This window comes from Pontibacter lucknowensis (assembly GCF_900156415.1).
In the GTDB taxonomy this organism is placed as follows: domain Bacteria; phylum Bacteroidota; class Bacteroidia; order Cytophagales; family Hymenobacteraceae; genus Pontibacter; species Pontibacter lucknowensis.
The window spans coordinates 204,700-224,705 of the sequence record NZ_FTNM01000002.1; the positions used below are offsets into that span (position 1 = coordinate 204,700).

22 protein-coding genes are annotated in these 20,006 nt (G+C 50.1%); 8 read left to right on the top strand and 14 right to left on the bottom strand.

The genetic code is table 11. From position 1 onward, the window contains the following. Nucleotides 1-52: 52 nt before the first annotated feature. Nucleotides 53-634 carry a DUF3109 family protein gene (locus tag BW972_RS07075; protein ID WP_076421626.1) on the top strand — a complete coding sequence of 194 codons (582 nt, stop codon included), beginning with the start codon at nucleotides 53-55 and terminating at the stop codon, nucleotides 632-634. Nucleotides 635-708: 74 nt separating this feature from the next. Here the strand turns inward: BW972_RS07075 and BW972_RS07080 are convergent, their stop codons facing one another. From BW972_RS07080 to efp, 4 genes are all read right to left on the bottom strand, one after another. Continuing rightward, the gene (locus tag BW972_RS07080; protein WP_076421627.1) at nucleotides 709-1,665 is read right to left on the bottom strand and encodes a DUF6340 family protein; all 957 of its coding nucleotides are present in this window, start codon (nucleotides 1,663-1,665) and stop codon (nucleotides 709-711) included. A 137-nt stretch (nucleotides 1,666-1,802) separates the two neighbouring features. After that, nucleotides 1,803-3,146 (bottom strand): acetyl-CoA carboxylase biotin carboxylase subunit, encoded by a 1,344-nt coding sequence (gene accC, locus BW972_RS07085; protein ID WP_007655826.1) that lies wholly within the window; start codon nucleotides 3,144-3,146, stop codon nucleotides 1,803-1,805. A gap of 110 nt (nucleotides 3,147-3,256) precedes the next feature. Then, complete coding sequence (accB, locus tag BW972_RS07090) at nucleotides 3,257-3,748, bottom strand: acetyl-CoA carboxylase biotin carboxyl carrier protein (RefSeq protein WP_076421628.1); 492 nt, start codon at nucleotides 3,746-3,748, stop codon at nucleotides 3,257-3,259. Nucleotides 3,749-3,753: 5 nt separating this feature from the next. Continuing rightward, complete coding sequence (gene efp / locus BW972_RS07095; RefSeq protein WP_007660147.1) at nucleotides 3,754-4,317, bottom strand: elongation factor P; 564 nt, start codon at nucleotides 4,315-4,317, stop codon at nucleotides 3,754-3,756. 313 nt (nucleotides 4,318-4,630) lie between these two features. Between efp and BW972_RS07100 the strand changes: the two genes are divergently transcribed. Both BW972_RS07100 and BW972_RS07105 read left to right on the top strand, forming a co-directional pair. After that, nucleotides 4,631-5,893, top strand: coding sequence for a PAS domain-containing protein (locus BW972_RS07100; protein ID WP_076421629.1), 1,263 nt, complete (start codon nucleotides 4,631-4,633; stop codon nucleotides 5,891-5,893). Nucleotides 5,894-5,920: 27 nt separating this feature from the next. Then, on the top strand, nucleotides 5,921-6,286 hold the full coding sequence (locus BW972_RS07105) for a hypothetical protein (protein WP_040574800.1): 366 nt from the start codon (nucleotides 5,921-5,923) through the stop codon (nucleotides 6,284-6,286). 67 nt (nucleotides 6,287-6,353) lie between these two features. On the opposite strand, the gene BW972_RS07110 is transcribed toward BW972_RS07105, so the two are convergent. The 6 genes from BW972_RS07110 to BW972_RS07135 all read right to left on the bottom strand — a co-directional run bounded on the left by BW972_RS07110 (nucleotide 6,354) and on the right by BW972_RS07135 (nucleotide 11,810). Beyond that, complete coding sequence (locus tag BW972_RS07110) at nucleotides 6,354-7,352, bottom strand: beta-ketoacyl-ACP synthase III (RefSeq protein WP_076421630.1); 999 nt, start codon at nucleotides 7,350-7,352, stop codon at nucleotides 6,354-6,356. Between the two features lie 133 nt (nucleotides 7,353-7,485). After that, nucleotides 7,486-8,430, bottom strand: coding sequence for a phosphate acyltransferase PlsX (plsX, locus tag BW972_RS07115; RefSeq protein ID WP_007658911.1), 945 nt, complete (start codon nucleotides 8,428-8,430; stop codon nucleotides 7,486-7,488). Between the two features lie 50 nt (nucleotides 8,431-8,480). Beyond that, a complete protein-coding gene (gene rpmF, locus BW972_RS07120) occupies nucleotides 8,481-8,678 on the bottom strand; it encodes a 50S ribosomal protein L32 (RefSeq protein WP_007658910.1) in 198 nt (65 codons plus the stop codon). A gap of 54 nt (nucleotides 8,679-8,732) precedes the next feature. Then, nucleotides 8,733-9,281, bottom strand: a complete 549-nt coding sequence (locus tag BW972_RS07125) for a YceD family protein (RefSeq protein WP_076421631.1) — start codon at nucleotides 9,279-9,281, stop codon at nucleotides 8,733-8,735. A gap of 66 nt (nucleotides 9,282-9,347) precedes the next feature. Then, entirely contained in the window at nucleotides 9,348-10,370 is a 1,023-nt protein-coding gene (gene pdxA / locus BW972_RS07130) for a 4-hydroxythreonine-4-phosphate dehydrogenase PdxA (RefSeq protein ID WP_076421632.1), read from the bottom strand. A 6-nt stretch (nucleotides 10,371-10,376) separates the two neighbouring features. Then, on the bottom strand, nucleotides 10,377-11,810 hold the full coding sequence (locus BW972_RS07135; protein WP_076421633.1) for a leucyl aminopeptidase family protein: 1,434 nt from the start codon (nucleotides 11,808-11,810) through the stop codon (nucleotides 10,377-10,379). Nucleotides 11,811-11,968: 158 nt separating this feature from the next. On the opposite strand from BW972_RS07135, the gene rsmA reads away from it, so the two are divergent. The 5 genes from rsmA (at nucleotide 11,969) to BW972_RS07160 (ending at nucleotide 16,261) form a co-directional block, all read left to right on the top strand. Beyond that, a complete protein-coding gene (gene rsmA / locus BW972_RS07140) occupies nucleotides 11,969-12,748 on the top strand; it encodes a 16S rRNA (adenine(1518)-N(6)/adenine(1519)-N(6))-dimethyltransferase RsmA (protein ID WP_076421634.1) in 780 nt (259 codons plus the stop codon). Nucleotides 12,749-12,752: 4 nt separating this feature from the next. Next, entirely contained in the window at nucleotides 12,753-14,105 is a 1,353-nt protein-coding gene (gene mgtE / locus BW972_RS07145) for a magnesium transporter (protein WP_007658903.1), read from the top strand. A gap of 4 nt (nucleotides 14,106-14,109) precedes the next feature. Beyond that, nucleotides 14,110-15,063, top strand: coding sequence for an NAD(P)-dependent oxidoreductase (locus BW972_RS07150; RefSeq protein ID WP_076422104.1), 954 nt, complete (start codon nucleotides 14,110-14,112; stop codon nucleotides 15,061-15,063). A gap of 318 nt (nucleotides 15,064-15,381) precedes the next feature. After that, a complete protein-coding gene (gene greA / locus BW972_RS07155; protein WP_007658900.1) occupies nucleotides 15,382-15,855 on the top strand; it encodes a transcription elongation factor GreA in 474 nt (157 codons plus the stop codon). Between the two features lie 4 nt (nucleotides 15,856-15,859). Further along, entirely contained in the window at nucleotides 15,860-16,261 is a 402-nt protein-coding gene (locus BW972_RS07160) for an HIT family protein (RefSeq protein ID WP_007658899.1), read from the top strand. A 67-nt stretch (nucleotides 16,262-16,328) separates the two neighbouring features. On the opposite strand, the gene BW972_RS07165 is transcribed toward BW972_RS07160, so the two are convergent. The 4 genes from BW972_RS07165 to ruvC all read right to left on the bottom strand — a co-directional run bounded on the left by BW972_RS07165 (nucleotide 16,329) and on the right by ruvC (nucleotide 19,995). Further along, the gene (locus tag BW972_RS07165; protein WP_076421635.1) at nucleotides 16,329-17,396 is read right to left on the bottom strand and encodes an MlaD family protein; all 1,068 of its coding nucleotides are present in this window, start codon (nucleotides 17,394-17,396) and stop codon (nucleotides 16,329-16,331) included. Beyond that, complete coding sequence (locus BW972_RS07170; RefSeq protein WP_007658896.1) at nucleotides 17,397-18,176, bottom strand: ABC transporter ATP-binding protein; 780 nt, start codon at nucleotides 18,174-18,176, stop codon at nucleotides 17,397-17,399. Then, a complete protein-coding gene (locus tag BW972_RS07175; protein WP_076421636.1) occupies nucleotides 18,176-18,994 on the bottom strand; it encodes an MlaE family ABC transporter permease in 819 nt (272 codons plus the stop codon). Before BW972_RS07175 ends, BW972_RS07170 begins: the two co-directional genes overlap by 1 nt. Before the next feature lie 434 nt (nucleotides 18,995-19,428). Then, nucleotides 19,429-19,995, bottom strand: coding sequence for a crossover junction endodeoxyribonuclease RuvC (ruvC, locus tag BW972_RS07180; protein ID WP_040574461.1), 567 nt, complete (start codon nucleotides 19,993-19,995; stop codon nucleotides 19,429-19,431). Nucleotides 19,996-20,006 lie beyond the last annotated feature (11 nt).

The window sequence follows — 20,006 nt, forward strand, 5'->3', positions numbered from 1 at the left end:
CATCTTTGCCGGTGACACCGGTATAAGAAGCTTATTTTACTGCCTACAACACATGATCGTTCTCCAGAATACCGTCATCAGCGACGACATCCGCGATAATTTCTTTGTCTGTAATCTCGAAAAGTGCAAAGGGGCCTGCTGCATAGAAGGCGACCTCGGTGCTCCGCTCGATGCAGAAGAACTGACTTTACTGGAAGAGAACTACGAGCACATCAAGCCTTACATGACCGGAGCCGGTAAGCTGGCAGTGGAGGAGCAGGGGCTGTACATCGAGGATTTTGAAGGAGACTTTTCTACCCCGACCATCGAAAACAGAGAGTGTGCTTATGCGCTCTATGATAACGAAGGTATACTCAAGTGTGCGATTGAGCAAGCCTATTACGATGGAAAGATCAGCTGGAAAAAGCCAATTTCCTGTCACCTGTACCCGATCCGCATCACGAAGTATGACGATTTTGAAGCACTGAACTATGACCGCTGGAGCATCTGTGCCGCTGCCTGCAATTTTGGAGCAGACCTGGGTGTTAAGGTATACCAGTTCCTGAAAGAGCCACTGATCCGCAAATACGGTGAGGTCTGGTATGGCGAACTAACGGAGATGATCGAGAATGAAACCCAAGCTGCTACTTCATAAGGTATAGACAGATAGTATAAAACAGCAAAGCCCGGCCTGAATGGTCGGGCTTTGCTGTTTTATCTGAGGTGCAATTATTTGATCAGACCAGCAGTGGCCCAAAGTTGCATCAGGTTATTTGACAGCTTATCGCCTTTGCCCTGTGCCTGTCGGGCCCAGTGCGTTGCCTGTTCGTAATCACCCGCAGCTTCGTAGGCAACAGCCAGGTTATGGGCAGCCCTTATACCTGTTTTGGTGGACAGATCCTGCGCCAAAGGCTGCAATGTGGTAATGGCCTGCTGGAACTGGCCCATCAGCAGCATCAGGTTGAGACCCTGAAACGGGCTGCCGGTGTAAATCTGCCTTGCCAGGAGTATCGGCTGCGGGTAGAAGCGGTCCCAGTAACTATAGCCGGTTTCCACAGCCAGTTGGTTTACGGCCGGACCAGCTTTGCCCATAGCGGGACCTATGGCGAGCAGCCCGCTTACTACTGTCCTGGAATCGTAGAAATCGGATTGCTCGATAGTTGCCTGATCTAACAGTATACCTGTGCTGTCGTAAAGCGACCAGGTGCTAGCTACGACCAGGTCATAGTTGGCCGTCCTGGTTTTGTAGCCATCCTCGTCTTCATAGCTATTTACTTCTTTCCCAAATCGTGTGTCAAACTTGTCAAGTGTCAGGATCAGGTGCGGGCGGTACTGTGTGTACAATTCCTGCACTTCAGCCTCGCTAAGTTTTGGGGAGGAGGGAGGCAGTGTCACAGCCTGATCAGGATTGATCAGCACAAAAGTGGAGTCACTGTAGACGGCGCCCATGACACCTCCGGCTGCCTGGTAAGCTCCTTCGCGCAGCACCTCTATCACATTGCCGTTTTTGCTTGAAGTTTGTGTAGCGGCGTCGTAGCGGTTAACTACCAGTACCTTCCATTGGTCAGGACTCACCCGCACCACAGGAGGGCGCACTGTCTCCATCATCACCACCGACACGCAGCTGCTTAGCTGCAGAGCCAGTACACTCCATAACAGGATAGCCAATAGCTTGCTTGATTTCATTGCGGTTTCTTTTCAGATGCGGGACTAAATTAATCTAAATATGCTAATCACTCTATATTTTAAAACCACATATATCGGGCCAAACAAAAAAACCGGCCCATTGCTGAACCGGTTTTTTTTTCAATAATTCAATAAGCTTAGAGCGCTCCGAAATCGAAATTATCTAGGTACGCCGTTGTGAAGTTTCCTTCCTTAAAGCCCGGATCATCCATCAGTTTCAGGTGGAACGGCACTGTTGTCTTGATGCCTTCGATCACGAACTCGCTCAGAGCGCGCTTCATCTTCACAAGCGCTTCTTCACGCGTCTGCGCACTCACGATCAGCTTCGCGATCATGGAGTCGTAGTTCGACGGGATGGTATAGCCAGAGTAAACGTGAGAGTCTACGCGTACGCCGTGACCGCCAGGTACGTGCAGGTTGGTGATCTTGCCCGGAGAAGGACGGAAGTTGTTCTTCGGATCCTCGGCGTTGATGCGGCACTCGATCGCGTGCATCTTTGGATAGTAGTTCTTGCCTGTGATCTTCTCGCCGGCCGCTACTTTGATCTGCTCTTTGATCAGATCGTAATCGATTACCTCCTCAGTGATCGGGTGCTCTACCTGGATACGGGTGTTCATCTCCATGAAGTAGAACTCACGGTGCTTGTCTACCAGGAATTCGATTGTCCCCACGCCTTCATAGTTGATGGCCTTGGCACCTTTGATGGCAGCCTTGCCCATGCGGTCACGCAGGTCGTCGGTGATGAACGGGGAAGGGGTCTCTTCTACCAGTTTCTGGTGACGACGCTGGATCGAGCAGTCACGCTCCGAAAGGTGCGCAACCTGTCCGTGCTGGTCACCGATCAGTTGGATCTCGATGTGACGCGGCTCTTCGATGAATTTCTCCAGGTAGATACCGTCGTTACCGAAGGCAGCCTTGGACTCAGTACGGGCATCGTTCCAGGCCTTGTCAAATTCTTCTTCGCTTTTGATGATACGCATACCACGGCCACCACCACCGGCAGTTGCCTTGATGATAACCGGGTACTTGATTTTCTTGGCCAGTTTCTTGCCTTCTTCCGCAGACTTAAGCAAGCCATCAGAGCCAGGTATAGTTGGTACGCCGGCCTTCTTCATGGTGTCTTTGGCAGAAGCCTTGTCACCCATGGCGTTGATCATTTCAGGCGATGCACCGATGAACTTGATGTTGTGCTCAGCGCAAATACGTGAGAATTCAGCGTTCTCAGACAGGAAGCCATAGCCCGGGTGTATCGCGTCTGCGTTGGTGATCTCGGCAGCCGAGATCAGGTTTGGCATGTTCAGGTAGGACTGGGCACTTGGCGGTGGACCGATGCAAACGGCCTCGTCGGCGAAGCGCACATGCAGACTTTCCTTATCGGCCGTGGAGTAAACGGCTACCGTTTTAATGCCCATCTCCTTACAGGTGCGGATGATGCGCAGGGCAATCTCGCCCCTGTTAGCGATTAGTATCTTTTTAAACATATTGTCGGATTTGAAGATTTGGAAACGTGAGACTGTCGTGAAAATGATATAAAAATGGAGAGGGACATGCCTTCTCCATTTTCAAATCTTCACATTTTCAAATCAATGAATTAGCTAGGATCTACCAGGAACAGTGGCTGATCGTACTCTACTGGGTTGGCGTTGTCTACCAACACTTTCACGATCTTGCCTGATACTTCTGACTCGATTTCGTTGAAGAGCTTCATCGCCTCGATGATACAGATCACCTGGCCCTTTTTCACTTCGTCACCTACGTTGACAAACGATGGCTTGTCTGGACTGGAAGAGCGGTAGAAGGTACCGATCATAGGTGCTTTAATGGCAATGTACTTACTGTCGTCGCTGGCCGGAGCAGCAGCCGGAGCGGCTGGAGCCTGTGGTGCTGCGGGAGCAGGGGCAGCAGCTGGTGCAGGAGCAGCAGCATGTTGTACCGGAGCAGAGGCAGCTTCCTTTACATACGTTACCTGCTGGTCTGGATCGCGCTTCACCGAGATCTTGAATTCTTCTGTTTCAATGTTTACTTTATTCAAGCCAGATTTGGCGATAAAGTCAATAAGGTCCTGGATTTCTTTAGCTTTCATGTTTTCTATTTTACTCTTTCTGCGTAAGAATAAGTTCGTGTGTCTACTTTGATTTTTTCGTCCTGACCAATGAACAACGGTACCTGGATCGTGGCACCTGTTTCAACGATGGCTGGTTTTGATGCGTTTGTGGCGGTATCACCTTTAAGGCCAGGCTCTGTGTACGTAATCGTCAGCTCTACAAAAGGAGGGATCTCACAGGTAAGTGGCGTTTCGGTTTCAGCATGGAACAGGATCGTTACTTCCTGACCTTCTTTCATCAAATCAGCAAAAGGAACCATTTTTTCGTCAAGTGCTACCTGCTCAAATGTATTCATGTCCATGAAGTTATACCCCAGGTCATCCTTGAAGATAAATTGGTGAGGGCGCTGCTCCACCCGGGCAGTTGTGATCTTGTGGCCGGCAGAGAAAGTGTTGTCGACTACTTTGCCGGTTTTGATATTGCGAAGCTTCGTTCTAACGAAAGCCGGGCCTTTGCCTGGTTTAACATGCTGAAATTCAATAACCACATAGAGGTCGTTATTGTATTCCATGCACAGACCATTTCTGATGTCAGCTGTGGTTGCCATAGTATGCTGTTGTTACGCTTGATATTGAATGAAACGATAAAAGTATAGCGCAAATCGCTGTCTTGCAAACAAAGTTAGCTATTATACTCAAATATTGATTAAAAAGCTTAGGGCAAATCCTCGGGCAGACTAGTGGAAAGCTTCTTCACAACAAAGGCGGTTATATAGAGAGGGAAGTCAGTTTTTTTCTATAATTTAGCCATTATTTTAAAAAAACAGGCCATACCAGCATGTGCGCTTCTCGCCTTTTTGCGTATGGTTGTATGCCCACAGCACCTGCTTGGTGCTTTTTTTTAATGTAAATCTTTTTTGCATGGATTATAAGCTCATCTTTGAACATAGCCCGGAAGCCATGGTGCTGCTTGACCCCGATCTTAAAATTTTGGGAGCCAACAAGCGCTATCTGGAAGTGACGATGCGCCAAGTGGATGAAATTGTAGGCAAACATTTTCTTTTGGAAGCTTTTCCGGAGCCCAATGTGCCCTATGAACAGAATCCGGTATTGCACTCGATACAGGAAGCAATAGCTAAAGGCCAGCGGGTATACCTGGATGTGATACGCTATGCGATCTCCCGCCCTGACGGCAGCGGTTATGATGAACGCTATTGGGAGGCATCACATACGCCGATCCTGAATGAAAAAGGAGAGGTAGAGTATATACTACAGGAAACAAAAGATGTAACCGAAAGGGAGGAAACCAAACACGCGCTGCGTGATATTGAGCAAAAGTTCAGCTTTATGGCTGATGCAATGCCTCACCTGGTGGATGCCGATGATGCCAGTGGACGCTCTACCTATTTCAACAAGCAATGGGAAAATTACACTGGTATACCTGTTGAGCGACTTTTAGCTGGTGATTGGAAGGAGGCTATACATCCGGATGATCTGGTGGCAGCGACCAAAGCATGGGAAAAATCACTTGAGACAGGGGAACCATCACAATTGGAGATTCGCATCCGGGATAAGGACGGGGATTACCGTTGGCACCTCAACCGTTACCTGCCCATGCGCAACGAGGATGGCACTATCAAAATGTGGCTGGGCAGCTGCAGCGACATCCATGATGTGAAAAACCTGGTGCAGGAGCTCCTGTCTAGCAACGAACAGATGTCTGAACTGGCCGACCAGGTGCAAATGGCATACCGTAAAGCGGAGAACGAGCGGGAGACCCTGGAGCGTTTGATTATGCAGGCGCCGACTTTCTTTGGTATCCTGAAAGGTCCTGAGCATCGTTATGAGCTGGTTAACCCCAAGTACCAGGACTTGTTCCCACATGTTGAGCTGATCGGAAAGACGGTGGCTGAAGCATTGCCTGAAATTGCTGACCAGGGCTATATCGATGTTCTGGATAATGTCTACAGGACAGGGGAGACCTTCGAGGCCAAGGAGATTATTGTAAAGCTAGCCAATGCAGAAGGGAAACTGGAGGACAATTACCTGACCTTTATTTTCCAGCCGCTCTATGACGAACATAACCAGATTACTGGTATACTGATCGCCGGTTTTAATGTGACTGACAAATATCAGTTAAAAAAGAAACTGCAGGAACTAGGTGTTGCAGTAGATGATGTATAGCAGCAGAAAAATTTAGGGGAGAGGCACGTGAATTCAGCACAGATAGATTTTCAGCAAATTAGGATTAAGCATATTCTGTTTAAGTCCAAGGTGCGTTCTGTGCTATATGGAGGGGCGCTCGATAGCGTGTTCTTTTCTGATGCTGGCCCAATCAGCAACTGGTTTGTGCAGGTCGGGAAAGTAAAGTACGGCAATGAGCCGGAGCTTTACAGTCTGCAAAAAACGCATAACGACTTGCTATCCAGCGCAAACCAGTTGTTCGGCTTGTACCGCAATGGTAGTATAGACCAGGCACATGCTGGTATGAAAGACATCGAAAAGCTCTCTGACCGTTTTCAGGAGCTTTTGTCACAGGTAGAAAAACGCTTAGCCCTTCGCGCCGACATCGTGTAAGTGCTATGACCTCTATAAACAGAAAAAGCGGCTAATGTGCCGCTTTTTCTGTTTATAGAGGTATAAATTATTTCGGATCATAAGCCCACTTCACATAAATCGCGCCCCAGGTGAATCCACCACCAAAAGCCGCTAGAATCAGGTTATCTCCTTTTTTAAGTTGCTTCTCGTACTCCCACAGGCAAAGAGGAATAGTGCCACTAGTCGTATTGCCATAGCGCTCAATGTTAAGCATAACCTTGTTGCTTCCAACGCCCATTCGATTCGCAGTGGCGTCAATAATGCGCTTGTTCGCCTGGTGCGGTACCAGCCAGGCAACATCCTCTGCTGTGAGGTTGTTGCGCTCCATCACTTCAGCTGAAACATCCGCCATGCCTTTCACGGCAAACTTAAATACCTGCTGACCTTCCTGATACGCATAGTGCTCACGCGCCAGGATGGTGTCCATGGTGGCCGGTTTGCGACTACCTCCTGCTTTCATATGCAGGTATTGTGCGCCTGTTCCGTCCGACTTCAACACCGAGTCGATAATGCCATAGCCTTCCGTGTTTGGCTCCAGCATCACGGCTCCGCCGCCATCACCGAAGATGATGCAGGTAGTACGGTCGGTATAGTCGATGATAGAGGACATTTTGTCGGCACCTACCACGATCACTTTTTTGTACTGACCCGATTCGATGAATTTCGAAGCAGTCGCCAGTGCGTAAAGGAAGCCCGAGCAAGCAGCCTGCAGGTCGTACCCGAAGGCATTCACAGCGCCTACCTCAGCCGTAATCAGGTTGGCCGTGGCCGGGAACACCATGTCAGGGGTGGTGGTGGCGCAGATGAGTAGGTCTACTTCTTCTGCTTTGGTATTGGTTTTCTTGAGTAAGTCCAGTACTGCCGGTACTGCAATATGGGAAGTGCCTTTGCCTTCACCCTTGAGAATGCGCCTTTCCTTTATACCGGTGCGTGAAAGAATCCATTCATCATTTGTGTCCACCATTGTCTCCAGTTCCTTGTTCGTGAGCACGTAATCGGGAACATAGCCAGCCACACCTGTAATCGCGGCAGTAATTTTACTCATGTTGTGAAAGGTATAAGTGTTGGAAGTTTAAGACGGCAATATAATAAAAAAAACTTGGCACAAACCGTCGTTACCGCAAAAAGAGTAGTGAGACAGTTTGTGCCAAGAAATATGTTTGGCCGAAGCCAGCGCCTTACTGAGCGCCTGTATGCTTTTTAAATCGCTCTGACAGGTTGGAGGCTACCATCTTCTGGGCCTGCAACACCATGTTGCAGATAGCCTTCGGGCTGGAAACTCCGTGACCGATTACAGCATTACCATTGATACCCAGGATCGGGCTGCCACCTACGGCCTCGTAGTTAAACTTGTCGAAGAACGGATCATGCATGTTCTTCTCGTTGAGGATGTCGTAGATGGACTCCGCCATCTTGAGGATAATGTTGCCTGTATACCCGTCACATACAATTACATCGGCTTTATCGTTGAACATATCGCGTCCTTCGATGTTGCCAATGAAGTTGACATTAGGGTTGACTTTGAGGCGCTGGTGGGCAGCCTGTGTGTTCACAGTGCCTTTACCTTCCTCTTCGCCAAGATTCATCAGGCCAACCTTAGGCTTTTCGATGTCCAGTACATACTTGGCATAGATAGAGCCGATTTCACCAAACTGCTCCAAAACCTCTGGCTTACAGTCAGCATTGGCGCCTACGTCAAGCATGATGCCAAAGCCGCCGCTCAGTTTCGGTACCAGGCCTCCAATAGCGGGGCGCAGAATACCTTCAGTGGCTTTTACGCTGAACATGGCTCCAACCAGCATGGCGCCGGTATTGCCGGCGCTGCAGAAAGCATGTGCTTTCCCGGCCTTCAGCAATCCATAACCAACAGCAATGCTGGAGTCAGGCTTTTGGGTCAGGGCTTTCGTGGGATGTTCTCCCATTTCAATGACCTGGGTGGCATTCATCACTTTGATGCCAGTGCCTGTGTATCCATATTCTTTCAGCAGCGGATTGATTTCTTCTTCCTTGCCGATTAGCAGGATTTCATAATCAGTGTCAAGCTGCTCTGCGGCTAACAAAGCACCCTTTACAGTTGCTTCGGGTGCAAAGTCGCCGCCCATAGCGTCCAGGGCGATCCTCATGTACTGGATGGGGTTAAATTATACAGAACTAAACAGAGTACAGTCTAAGCTTACTGAGCGTTAGTTGTATAATTTTTGATCGCCAATTTGCCTTTGTGGTACAGGTCACCTTCTACCACATAAGCATGGTGGAACAGGTGAGGAGTATCTGTAGTAGGGCAGATAGCAATCGCTTTCTCAGAGAGCTTCTGATGAGTTCTTCTCTTATCTCTTCTGGTCTTCGAAATCTTGCGTTTAGGATGTGCCATTTTTAGTTAAAAATTTACTTGCTGTTATTTAATACTTTATTATTCTACTGTTTGTTAGTTCAGGTTTTTCAAAGCGTCCCAACGCGGATCAATGTCGTCATCGTCATCCCCATCGTTTTCGTCGCTTTCGCTGTCGCCTCCCTTGCGTGAAGAGTAGATCAGGATATCCCTTTCATCTTCTTCATCAAGCTCTTCCACAAAACGTGGATGAAGCTTTTTCATGGGCAGCGACAGTCCTATGTAATCATACAGGTGCTGTGCCACATTGAGTGTCTGTGTCTCGGGCGTGATCTGCCACAAGTCCTCGTCCAACTCGGCATTCTCAGGACCAAACTTGATCAGCAGTGTCTCTTCTATGTCCACTGGCTGGTCAAACTCCTCTAAACTGCGATCGCAGGTGAGGCGTACGTGCCCTTTAATGTCAAAATGCAGTGTCAGCAGCGACTCGGTCTTATCGAGCTCTACCTTTGCCAGTAGCTTTCCCCCCAGTATGATCTCCTGCTCAAACAAAGAGAAGAATGAATCGTCCATCTCAAACTCATAAGAATGCTTCTTATTCGCGAGTTTGGCAATGCCGATTTCGTAGTCTCTAAGCTTTTTCACTACCGTGTTTTTATTGCAAGACGCAAAATTAGAACATTATTTTGACAAATAAAATAGCAGCCCTATTTATAAAACAGCCTTTTGCTCTGTCTGGCGCTTTTTTATGATGTCGCAGGCAAGGAACAATGCTTCTCTGAAAGAGGTTTCATCGGCTGTGTGTTTGCCGGCTATGTCGTAAGCCGTGCCGTGGTCCGGTGAGGTACGCACAATTGGCAGTCCGGCCGTGTAGTTTACCCCTGTTTCCATGGCCAGTGTCTTAAAAGGAATAAGCCCCTGGTCGTGGTACATGCTCAGCACCGCGTCGAACTGCTTGTACATGCGCATGCCAAAGAAGCCATCGGCAGGGTAGGGGCCGAACACCAAATGTCCTTTTTCTTTCAGTTGCATCACGGCCGGGCGGATGATCTCTGTTTCCTCCGTTCCGAGCAGGCCCTTCTCACCGGCATGCGGGTTGAGGCCCAGCACCGCGATGCGTGGTTTCAGGATGCCGAAGTCACGACGCAGTGATTCCTGCAGGATGGTGATCTTACGGATGATCAGGTCGAAGTTGAGCTTTGTAGCTACGTCCTTTACAGGTATATGACCCGTTACCGTGGCAACACGCAAGTCGTCGGCTACGAGCAGCATCAGGCTGTCGGCGGCGTCGAAGTAGGAGGTCAGGAACTCGGTATGGCCTGGGAATTTAAACTCCTCGGACTGTATGTTGTCTTTGTCGATCGGGGCAGTTACCAAACCGTCCAGCAGGCCGGCTTTCAAATCCTGACAGGCAGCCATCAGCGAATCAAGCGATGCCTTGCCAGACTCCGGCTTTGGTGTGCCCGGCTCTACTGCGATGTCTTCTTCCCAGCAGTTGATCAGGTTTATCTTTTTAGGTATAAGCTCCTGCGCAGAACCCACTTGCTGGTAATGGAAATGCTCGGCGCTTAGGGCCTTGCGCACCTTGTTGACCACGCCGGCAGAGCCGTAGATCACGGGTGTGCAGAAGTTGAGGATGCGCTGGTCTGAAAGGGTTTTGACGATGATCTCCGGGCCAATGCCGTTTGTGTCGCCTATGCTGATGCCTATTTTTGCTTTGTGTCTGTTGTCCATTTTTTCTTAGTTAGCCTGAGAGCTAAGGTAGTTGTAAACGAGGCGTACGCCTGAGCCAGTGGCTAGTTTACCTCGGTAAGAGTCCTCACCTAATAGATAAGCCGTGCCGGCAATGTCGAAATGCACCCAAGGGTAATCCGTGAAATACTCCAGGAATACGCCCGCCGAAATAGCACCCGCCTCGGCACCGCCCAGGTTTTTGATGTCAGCTATGTCCGACTCGATGTGCTTTTTGTACTCATCCCACAGCGGAAACTCCACAATGCGCTCATGCTCGGCTTCGCCTGCTTTTTTCAGGGCAGTCATTACCTCGTCGCCGGCATTGCTCATCGCCACCAGGCCTTCCTTGCCGATGGCGCGGGCTGCGGCTCCTGTCAGGGTCGCCATATCGATCACCAGCTCCGGCTTATACCTTTGCGCAAAGCTCAGGGCGTCGGCCAGGATCAGGCGGCCCTCAGCGTCGGTGTTGAGCACTTCCACAGTCATACCGTTGTGCATGGTGAGTACATCGCCTGGCGCATAGGCCTTGCCACCGGGACGGTTGTCGGTGGCAGGTATAAGCGCAATCACATGTAGTTGTATGTTGTTCTTGGCCAAAGCATACATCACTCCCGCCACGGCAGCAGCGCCAGCCATGTCGGACTTCATGTAGTCCATGGACTGGGGCGTAGGCTTCAGGCTAAGGCCGCCGGTGTCGTATACCACACCTTTGCCTACCAGCACGTAAGGCTTGCTGTTGGCAGCGCCTTCCGGTTTCCACTCCAGTATGTTAAAGGTAGGCGGCTCTTCGCTGCCCTGGTTCACGGCCAGCAGACCACCCATTTTCAGGGACTGTATCTGCAGCTCGTCAAAGACCTGCGTGGTAAAACCGGCTTTTTCACCGAGCTCTACCAATTGCTCGCTGAACTGCGAAGCGCTCTGGTGGCTGTTCGGCTCGTTTACCAGGTCGCGGGTCACGGTCACAGCGTCGAGTACGTTCTGCAGTTCCATCACATCAAACTCCGACAGGTTCTCGTCTGTCAGTACAACAGTCTGCAGCGAACTTGGCTTGTTGTTTTTGGTCTTGTATTTCTGGAACTGGTAGTTGCTCAGGTACAGGCCCTCGGCCAGGTAGGGGCTGGCATCTAATTTGGTGAGGTCCTGTATGGCAAGCTCTTCTACCTTGTCGGCTTTGAGCTGCTTGAGCAGGGCATAGCCCGCCTGGCGCAGGTTCTCTCTGGTGGCGTTCTTCGTTTTTCCCTCCGTGTATACCACCACGTATACCCGTTGCGTATAGCGGTTCAGGGAAACGATCTTCGCTTCCGCTTCGAGTTGGCGTTTCAGGTAGGCGGTTTCGTCTGAGCTTAGCTCTGAGAGTGAGTCCGTCTGATCAGCCCGCACAATCAGGGCTACGTCTGTATTTTTACCTACCGATGTATTGTATTTGAGTTGTGTTGGCATTTGTCATTCGTATCTTTGAGCACGCAATATAGTAAGTATATAGTGTAATGCGAAAAAGCCCGGTACAGGTATAGCCAATGCCGGCGTCGCATATAAATTAGGTATAACGGGTTTCCGGCAAAATTGTCTCAACAAGCCGGCACCATAACGCATAGCATGTGAGCAAAGTAAGTCCGAAGAAGCACTTAGGCCAGCACTTTCTGGTCGACCAGAACATCGCCCGCAAGATTGTGGAGCAACTCACTTTGCCCGGCGGCGTGGAGGATGTGCTGGAGATCGGCCCGGGTATGGGCGTGCTCACCCAGTATATGCTCGAGCACAAGGAGTACCGCACCACGGTGCTGGACATCGACCGCGAGTCTATTGCCTATCTGCAGCAGCACTTTCCAGCTTTGGGCGATCGCATCATCTCGGCAGACTTCCTGAAAACCGACCTGAGCAAGCTGTTTTCGGGTAAGTTCGCTATCATCGGCAACTTCCCTTACAACATCTCGAGCCAGATCTTCTTTAAGGTGCTGGAGCACCGCGACGTGGTGCCGGAGGTCGTGTGCATGATCCAGAAGGAAGTGGCCGAGCGACTGGCCTCACCTCCGGGAAATAAAGCGTACGGTATATTAAGTGTGCTCCTGCAAGCCTTTTATACCATCGAGTATAAATTTACGGTACACGAAAACGTGTTCCACCCGCCACCCAAAGTAAAGTCGGGCGTTATTAGTGTGGTGCGCAATGACCGGCAGAGCCTGCCGTGTGACGAAAAGCTTTTTTTCTCGGTGGTGAAAAACAGTTTTGGAACAAGGCGCAAAACGCTGCGTAACTGCCTCAAGACATTTAATCTCCCACCGGAGGTGACCACGCAGCCAGTTTTTGACAAAAGAGCGGAGCAGCTGTCAGTAGAGGATTTTATAGCATTGACCCAGCTCGTAGAGCAGAACATATAATACCATGCAGGTAGAGATCACACGTGAATACATAGAACAGGTTGAAGAGGCAATAACACGCGATGACAAGGGATTCATACTCGAATCCATGTCCGACATGTATCCGGCTGACATCACCACGGTGCTGTACGAACTGGACACCAACGAGTCGAAGTACGTGCTGGACCTTTTGCCTCCCGATATTGGTTCTCAGATTCTCAGTGATCTCGACTATGACATCCGCACGGATTTCTTAGCTTACTTCACTAGTCAGGAAGTAGCCCGCTATGTCAACCTGATGGACTCGGATGACGCCGTGGACATTCTGAACGAGATGAATGTGCAGCGGCGGGAGGAAGTGATTGCCCTGCTTGAAAACGAGGAGAAAGCGGATGACATTCTGGACCTCTTGCACTACGAAGAAGACTGTGCCGGTGGTTTGATGGCAAAAGAGCTTATCAAAGTGAATATCAACTGGCGTGTGCGGCAGTGTATTGAGGAAATTCGTCGGCAGGCCGAAGATGTGGAACGCATCTATACGGTATATGTGGTTGATAACCGCGACATCCTGCTGGGTCGCCTGAGTATTAAAGCGCTGTTGCTCTCCAAGGACGATAAGCTGGTACGAGACATTTACAACGAAGACGTAATTTCGATCGAATCATTCCGCGACGAGAACGAAGTGGTAAGTGTGATGCAGAAGTACGACCTGGAAGCTATACCTGTCGTGAACATACAGGGCAAATTGCTTGGTCGCATCACCATCGACGACGTGATCGACGTAATGCAGGAACAGGCCGAACTCAGCCGTCAGCTCATGACGGGTATCTCGGAAAATGTAGAGGAAGATGATAGCGTGTTCCGCATATCGCGCTCCCGCATACCCTGGCTTGTGATCGGCATGGTGGGTGGTTTGCTGGCCGCGCACTTCATGGGTTTCTTCGAGGCAGATATTGCCATGCTACCGGCTCTGGCGCTGTTTGTGCCGCTTATTACTGCGACGGGTGGTAACGTAGGTATACAGTCCTCTTCCATCATCATTCAAACGCTCTCTTCCAATGCCGTGATCTTCGAGAACTTCGCCCAGCGTCTCCTGAAGCTCATCCTGGTTGCTCTGCTGAATGCGCTGATTATTTCAGCCCTTGTGTTTGGCTTTTCCTACCTATTCCGACAGGACCTGAAATTGTCGATGGTAGTATCGGTCGCGCTGTTCTCCGTGGTGATGCTGGCCTCCCTAATGGGGACGCTGACCCCGATGCTGCTTGATAAGATGGGCGTGAATCCTGCTGTTGCTGCCGGTCCTTTTATTACAACTGCAAATGACCTGCTGGGCCTGGCGATCTACTTTGGTGTAGCGCATATGCTGTATGATTTATAATACCATGGCAAAACCTGGCATCCTGATCATCGACGAAGTGCATGACAGTTTGTTTCCTATGCTGGAAGGTATAGGTATAGCCTATGATTATCGGCCGGATATCAAGCCTATCGAGGTATGTGAGGCCCTGGTAGGTTTTGAGGGGCTGATTGTGCGGAGCAAAATGCGGATTACAGCGGAAACGATTAAGCTAGCTGATCAGCTCAGGTTTGTGGCACGGGCAGGTGCCGGGCTGGATAACATCGATGCCGAAGCGCTGCAGGAGCGAGGTATAGCGCTGATCGGGGCTAATGAAGGCAACCGGCAGGCGGTGGGGGAGCATGCCTTGGGTATGCTGCTCAGTCTGATGCGCAACATCACCCGTGGTGACCGGCAGGTACGCGACAAGGTATGGCTGCGCGAAGAAAACAGGGGGGAGGAAATCAGCGGCAAAACAGTCGGTATTATTGGCTTCGGAAATATGGGCCAAAGCTTTGCCCGTGTACTGAGTGGCTTCGGCTGCCGTATCCTGGCCTATGACCGCTTTGCCCCTGAAAAGATCTCTGCGCCGGCTGAGCCTGTGTCGCTCGAAGTTTTACAGGCAGAAGCAGATATCGTGAGTCTGCATATACCCTATATTCCAGAAAACCGGGCCTTTGCGGATGATGCTTTTTTCCAGGGCTTCAGCAAGCCGATCTGGTTTATGAATACCTCCCGCGGTGAGGTAGTGGACCAGACCGCACTCGTAAGGCATCTGCAAACGGGTAAGCTCAAAGGAGCAGCGCTGGACGTGCTTGAGAATGAAAAGCTTCAGAGCCTGACCGAAGAGCAAAGCCAAAACTTCGATTACCTGAGATCAGCTGATCATGTGGTGCTCACGCCCCATATCGCTGGCTGGACCCACGAGTCTTATGTGAAAATAAACGAGGTGCTGGTACAGAAAATACGGGCCTTGCAGGAGGCTGGAAAGCTTTCTTGAGAATACCTGCCCTGAGGCTGTCCTATGCTGTCAGGTTTACGTATAGAAGAGATGTCGGCACTTAAAAGATTGCCTTCAGGGGCTTGCAAATAAGTATTGCAGAAAAATTTTGTATTAAAATAAATTTGTATATTTGCTCAACACAGTGCCACCGGGGGATGCCCGTGTGCATGTAGCTTGCCCAGAATCCCCGGCTTGTTTTGATGCAGCCAGGCTGAAGAAGAAAAAATTAATCATCAACATATTAGGCAAAAAGAACGGTTATGTTTGACATAGCCGTTCTTTTTGTTTTTGTGTTTTAAAACGTGAAGACATATTATGAGCAACATTTCTTATTACACCGCTGAAGGTTTACAAAAGCTGAAGGAAGAGCTGCATGACCTTAAGACAAAAGGCCGCTCAGAGGTGGCCCGCCAGCTAGCAGAGGCACGCGACAAAGGCGACTTGAGTGAGAACGCCGAGTATGACGCCGCCAAGGATGCACAGGGTCACCTGGAGCTGAAAATTGCCAAACTGGAGGAAGTGGTAGGCAATGCCCGCCTCATCGACGAGTCGAACCTGGACACAAGTAAGGCACTGATTCTCTCCAAAGTGAAGATCAAGAACCTGAAGAACAACATGGTGATGGACTATACCTTGGTGGCGGAAGAAGAAGCGGACCTGGCTTCGGGCAAAATTTCGGTGAAATCTCCGATCGGTAAAGGATTGTTGGGCAAGTCTGTCGGCGAAAAAGCAGAGATAACCGTACCTGCTGGTAAGATCGAGTTCGAAATACTGGAAATTAGCCGCTAAGACTATGGAGCCATCTATCTTCACTAAAATTGTAAAAGGCGAGATCCCTGCTTACAAAATAGCCGAGGATGATCGCTACCTGGCCTTTCTGGATGTATTCCCAACGACTAAAGGCCATACCCTCGTAATCCCTAAGCAACAGATCGACTATTTGTTCGACCTGGATGACGAGCTTTACCTGGGCCTGATGGCATTTGCCAAAAAAGTGGCGGCTGCAGTAGAGAAGGCTGTGCCGTGCAAGCGCATTGGTGTGGCGGTGGTAGGGCTGGAAGTACCCCATGCGCACGTGCACCTGATTCCGCTGAACAAGATGGCAGACATGAACTTTGCCAACAAACAGAAGTTCAGCAAAGAAGAGTTTGAAGAAGTAGCCGAAAAGATCCGGAAGGAGTATGAAGCTGCTTAAGGTATAGCAGTGTATACCTGTAAACAAAAGGGGCGGATCTGAAAGATTCGCCCCTTTTGTTTTTTGCTTAATTTTCTATCAGGATGGAAGGCTTGAATTCCTGCCTGGTGGTGTCTTTGGGTTGTACCTGTTGCGGTGCAGGCTGTTGTTTTTGTTGCTCCTGCTGTTTGGCCTGCTCGCGTGCCTGTCTTCTGAAGAAGCCTCTGAAGAGGATATTGCTTTGCAGCGCCTCCATGTTCTGGTCCAGCTTTTCGGTGCCGGTTTCCAGGTTCTGCATCGTGCTTTGCAGCTGACGGGCAAATTGCTGATCATTCAGAAGTACACCCACGGCGCTGTTGTTATTGTTCAGGCGGCTGCTGGCCGTGCGCAGGTTCTCGGTAATTTCAGAAGTCGAGGCAGTGGCTTCTTCTAACTGTGTCATCGAGTTTTTCAACTGTTGGAATACTTCCTTGTCAGTCGCAAGCTGGTTAGCCAGTCCGCCCGGTGAATTGAGCTTGTTGGTGAAAGCAGAAAGGGAGCGGGAAGCATTCACGGTGCTCTGTGAGGTGCGCTGCAGGTTACCTACTACATCACGGAAGTTCTGCGCCATGGTGGTGTCAGTAAGTAGTGCCCCTACAGTCCCTTCGCCGTTTACCAGGCGGGAAGTGAGCTGCTTAAAGTCACCGGTGATCGCGACCAGGTTCTCGTTGTTCTGCTGCAGCTTCTCCATCAGGTCATCCGTGTTGAGCGGACTTACAGCAGTAATTCTGTCTCCGTCCTGAATTGGAGCGGCTGACTGGGTGCCTCCATCAATCACGATGTTCTTGTTGCCGATAAAGCTTTCAGAGCTGATGCGTGCGGAGGCGTTTTTGCGGATGTATTGCTGCACCTTCTCCTCAATGTTCATGACCACCTCTACCTGCGAGTCGCCATACAGGTTGATGGATTTGATCGTGCCGATCTTCACACCCGAAAACCAGACATTGTTACCGGTTCGCAAACCGGCCACATCGTCGAATATGGCGGTAACCGTGATTGTGCTGATCAGGCGCTTTTGCTGACCGGCCAGGGTAAAGATACCCGCCACCAGGATCACGATCGCCAGAAACGTGAAAATGCCAACTATAACCGTGCGTTTATTATCTGCAGAACTCATCTAGTCTATAAAGTTGTAGTTATAAAATGATTGTACGCGCTCGTCATTACTGTCGAACACCTCCTCAAACGTACCTTCGCGCTGAAACTGTCCGTCGAGCAGCATCACTACTCTGTCTCCTACGGCGCGGGCGCAGGTAAGGTCGTGTGTGATGATGATAGACGAGGTGTTGAACCTGCTCTGTACTTCGTTGATCAGGTTATTGATCTCGATGCAGGTAATAGGGTCCAGACCGGCAGTGGGCTCGTCGTAGAGCATGATCTCCGGTTTCAGGATCAGGGTACGGGCAATGCCGATGCGCTTGCGCTGACCACCCGAAAGCTCAGAGGGCATCTGGTTGATTGCCTGTGCAAGTCCTACGGCCTCCAGCACATAGTGAATCAGCTCCTCACGCTCGGCCTCCGACATATGTTTGGCATGCCGCACCAGCGGAAACTCCAGGTTCTCCCGCACGGTCATACTGTCGTACAGGGCGCTGTTCTGAAACGAAAAACCGATCTTAAGCCGGAGCGCATCCAGTTCACGCGGCTTCAGCGTGCCGACTTCCTTGCCCAGCACATTCACTGATCCTTCGTCACCATACAGCAGGCCCGAAATAATCTTGATCAGCACTGACTTACCCGTACCGGAGCGACCCAGCACGACCAGGTTTTCCCCTTTGAACAGGTCCAGGTCCACGCCTTTGAGTACCTCAAAATCGTCAAACGCTTTTTTGAGGCCCCGGATAGAAATCACTTTCTCGTTTCTATCGATATTAGGGTTTATTTCTTTTGCCTCCATTAAAAAGCTCTGATTGCGTTAATGACCTGCATGATAAGCAGCTCTTCGATAAAAATAAGGAACATGGCCGTTACCACTGAAGAGTTAGCCGCCTTGCCCACACCCTCGGTGCCCTTAGAGGAATTGTAGCCCTTGTAGCAACCTACCATACCGATGGTGAAACCAAAGATCACAGACTTTATCGAAGAGGCAACGATATCCAGAAAGGTGATGGCATCGAACACCTGGTAAAAGAAAGTGGTGAGCGTCGTCAACTCGTTCTGGTGCACGTTGAGGTAGCCGCCCAAAAGAGACACAAGGGTGGTGTACATGGTCAATGCCGGAATCATTAAAGTTGATGCCAGCACCCGGCTCACCACCAGGAACTTAAATGGATTGGTGGCTGACACCTCCATCGCATCGATCTGCTCGGTCACCCGCATAGAGCCCAACTCGGCACCGATGGCGGAGCCAACCCGTCCGGCTGCTATAAGGGCCGTCACCAGCGGACCGATGGCCCTGATGATCGCCACAGAAATAAGGGCAGGCAGGAGCGAGGTGGCACCAAAGTCAGCGAGGGAGGGGCGCGACTGGTTAGTGAATACGATACCGATGATAAAGCCAGTGAGTGAGATGAGCGGCAGGGAGCGCACGCCTATTTCGTAACACTGCTTGATAATTTCTTTGAACTCGTATGGCGGGAACCACATTTCCTTGAAAAACCGCGCATTAAAACGGTATATATTGGCCAGCTCGACAAATATTCTGTCGAGTCTGCGTGTCGTTACATACCTGCGCCGGGCTGGAGCACTTCCCGGTTTATTTTTGTCTAAATCCATTTAAGCTTTTTAGGATTCATCTGTTCGCTGGCCCAAGTATAGGCAGCGGCAAATTAACTCAAAATTAAGAAGAAGCCTGATGCTATGCTTAACTGTGTTCGCAAAAACATGTTTAAACTTTGTTTAGGCGTGATATTTTGCATAAAGTGCAGGCTGAATTTTCGCCCTCGCACAAAGCTGATTCATCAGGCTTATAAGCCTTACGAAAGATAGAGGCGATTTTTTACAAATCTGCGAAATATTTTCAAAAGCTTATACTTAGGGGAGTTTAAGGGTGGGGGAGATGGAGAGTTTGAGAGCGGTGAAGTGAGAATGTATGAGACACACATTACCTGTCATTTCGAATACAATGAGAAATTTGGCATAATGCAGTTCGAAGTCCAGATTTCTCCCAAAGGTCGAAATGACAGGATAGGTCAAACAATACAGTAAGATTAAAGCTTTCTTTCAGGATTGTCGGTCAGGAAGGCTTTCCAGGAGTTGGCGCCTTTCTTGGCGTTGTTGCCTTTCTGGTAATGGTGACAGAGGGCCACGGACAGGGCGTCGGTGGCGTCGAACATTTTGGGGTCAGGCTGGATCTTGAGGATCTGCACCAGCATGCTGGCCACCTGCTCTTTGGAAGCGTTGCCGTTTCCGGTCACAGACTGCTTTACTTTTTTTGGGGCGTACTCCACATAGGGGATGTCGCGGGAGAGGGCGGCGGCGATGGCAACTCCCTGTGCGCGACCGAGTTTGAGCATACTCTGCACGTTCACACCAAAGAAAGGCGACTCGATGGCCAGCTCGTCGGGCAGGTATTCGTCGATGAGCTGTATCATGCGGTCAAAAATTTTCTTTAACTTGATGGCGTGGTTGCTGTAGCTTTTGAGGTGAATAACGCCATACTGCACTACTTTTACCTTGGAGCCTGTCACTTCAATCAGGCCGTAGCCCATCACTTGTGTACCAGGGTCAATGCCAAGTATTAATTTATTGGGTGGGAGTGCAGAAGAGTAAACCATAGGAGGCGCAA